This is a genomic window from Ferrovum myxofaciens (assembly GCF_000735045.1).
GTDB classification, from domain to species: domain Bacteria; phylum Pseudomonadota; class Gammaproteobacteria; order Burkholderiales; family Ferrovaceae; genus Ferrovum; species Ferrovum myxofaciens.
Map to the genome: position 1 here is coordinate 1 of NZ_JPOQ01000166.1, position 2,620 is coordinate 2,620.

General features: G+C 55.7%; 2 protein-coding genes. Both read right to left on the reverse strand.

From position 1 onward, the window contains the following. On the reverse strand, window positions 1-2,220 hold a 2,220-nt coding region (locus IV91_RS0112345; RefSeq protein ID WP_035418062.1), incomplete at its 3' end, for a VirB4 family type IV secretion/conjugal transfer ATPase. Continuing rightward, a complete protein-coding gene (gene trbD / locus IV91_RS0112350; RefSeq protein WP_031598880.1) occupies window positions 2,217-2,516 on the reverse strand; it encodes a conjugal transfer protein TrbD in 300 nt (99 codons plus the stop codon). The genes trbD and IV91_RS0112345, both read right to left, overlap by 4 nt. Between the last annotated feature and the right edge of the window lie 104 nt (window positions 2,517-2,620).

The window sequence follows — 2,620 nt, forward strand, 5'->3', positions numbered from 1 at the left end:
GATCTCGACCTGACGGTCGTTGAGTCCAATCCCCTGATACATCGGACGGATGTTCTCGGTCATGGCTTCCGGATTGGGCAACAGGATTTTGGTGGGACAGGATTCATAGATCACATCCGCAATTCCAGAGCGGGTCAGGTCTGTCAGGCTCTGGGTGGCGAAGACCACGGACACATTGGCTTTACGCAGAACCTTGAGCCATTCACGGATCTTGGCCTTGAATGCCGGGTGCCCCAGCATGATCCATGCCTCGTCCAGAATCAGCAGAGTGGGCTGTCCCCTGAAGCGTTGCTCGATGCGGTGGAACAGGTAGGTCAGTACCGGCAACACCAACTTATCTCCCTTGTTCATCAGATGTTCCATTTCAAAGACCTGAAACGGATCCTCATCCAGACTGTCAGCTTCTGCATCCAGTAGGTGCCCCGCCATCCCTCGCAGGGTGTATGCCTGCAGAGCTTCGCGCAGGGCCTGATCCTGTATCAGGATCAGGCAATTGGTCAGGGTGCGTTGAGCCATGACTTTGGTGGATGCTCCGAGTTGGACCACGGCCCGGTAAATCTCCTGGCGGTGGCTGGGCAGGATGCTCATGCCCTGAAGCTCACAAAGCTGTTCCAGCCATTCGGCAGCCCAGATCTGCTCGTTCTTCTCATCGACTCGGGCCAAGGGACAAAAGGCCAGATGAGCATGATCTCCGGCAATATCGTAGTGCTGCCCCCCGGACGCCCATACCAGAGGCAGCATGGAATATCCCTTGTCGAAGGCAAAGACCTGGGCCTTGGGATAACGGAACTGCTGGGCGGCAATCAGACCCAGCAAGGTGGATTTGCCGGACCCGGTGGGGCCCAGAATTACGCTATGCCCCAGATCTCCGGAATGCAGACTCAGCCGAAAGGGCGTACTGCCATCGGTCTTGGTGTAAATCAGCGGCGGACTGTCCGGCGGGTAGAAGGGACAGGCATTTTTGTCCGGTCCTGCCCATACCGAAGTAAACGGCAACAGATGGGCGAGATTCAGGGTATGAATGAGGGGCCGACGCACATTGGCTGAAGTGTTCCCCGGAAGGCTCCCCAGATAGGCCTCCACTGCATTGACATCCTCAATGCGCGCTCCGAACCCATGGTTCTCGATGAGCTTGACCACTTCACGAGTAATTTCATCCAATACAGCCTCGTTTTCATGGGACAACAACAGTACGCTGGTGTAATACCCATAAAGCACCATTCCGCTGGAGGCTTCCGACAAGGCCTGTACCGCATCATTGGCCATGCGGTCCGCATCGGCATTGATATGGGTGGCCTGCCCTCCAGCGTTTTCGCGCATCAGGTTCATCATACTCTTGCGCTTCTGGGCCCATTTACTGCGGTACTGGTTCAGGATTTTTTCCGCCTGACCAGGATCCAGATAGATGAACCGATTGCTCCAGCGGTAGGACACCGGCAATCTCGACAAAAAATCCAGTATTCCCGGAAAGCTGTGCGGGGGAAGTCCCGTCAATCCGATGCAGGAAACATTCCTGCGTCCGACGCGAGGCACAAACCCGGTGGCAAAATCGTGATGTCCCAGGATGGCATCGAGGTACAGGGGGATCTCTGGCATAAGAAATTTGCGACCAACAGAATCAGTGGATACACACTGTTCCAGGTGGGCCAGAAAAGGACTATCGATTTCCTGAGTGACTGGGTCTGTCACATCAGCCAGACGTTTGATGTGCAGAAAACTCGAAAGCCTGCCCTCGATCTCGCGAATCTGATTCTTGAAGCGTTCCAGATTCCGTTCTGCTGTCGCGACGACACGACCGTCCACAAACAGGTCGGCAGTTTTTCTGGCAGCATCGGGCATGGGGAACCAGGTCACTGTCAATACATAGCGACTCCCGAACCCCACATGGGTGGATTCATGACTGGCCCGGCGCACTTCATCGATCAGGCGCGTAGTGCGGTCAGTAAAATGTCCTTGGGGCGCATAGCCGGGAGCGGGGGCCCGGATGGCATCACAGTGTAACACCCAGCCATCCCCCAGTTTCAGTGCGGAGTTGACCCGGGCGGACATAGCCTTGAGTTCCTCCGGGGTAGCTGAGTCCAGGTCCGGTCCGCGATAGTCCCAAGCGGCCATCAATCCTCCGCTCTTGGTCATGACGATACCGTTGTCCACCATGGCCGCCCATGGCAGCAGGTCGGCCAGACCATAGACCGTCGAACGGAATTCCTTGAGTGCCCTCATGTCTTGATCTCCCTGATCTTGGCGTAAGGGGTTGCCCTCGCCGGATAAAAACGTCGGTATTTCATCAACCGTACTCCGGTTTTTGATAATTGCGGATCGTAGGTGGCAGCCCGGCTCAAAGCCCATTGCCCAACCGTCCAAAGGGTAATGCCAATGGCCGCTGCCCAGAACTTTGCGAGAGAAAAGATAAATACCCCAGCCAGAATGCCCAGCATAAGCACCAGATTCCGTTCACCGCCCATCATCAGGATGGGACGGTTCAGGGATTCGTGAATTGGCGTTGCTTCGTCGCTCATTGAAAATCTCCATGGATTTTGGCCATCATCTCTGCGAGGTAAGCAGTTTTGCGCAGGGCCACAGCGATTTCTTTCAGGTTGTGACCCTGGTCCAGAAGTGGCTG

What these genes read in the sequence shown, in the direction of transcription:
- trbD (WP_031598880.1), bottom strand. Translation starts at nt 2,516, where the DNA reads ATGAGCGACGAAGCAACGCCAATTCACGAATCCCTGAACCGTCCCATC.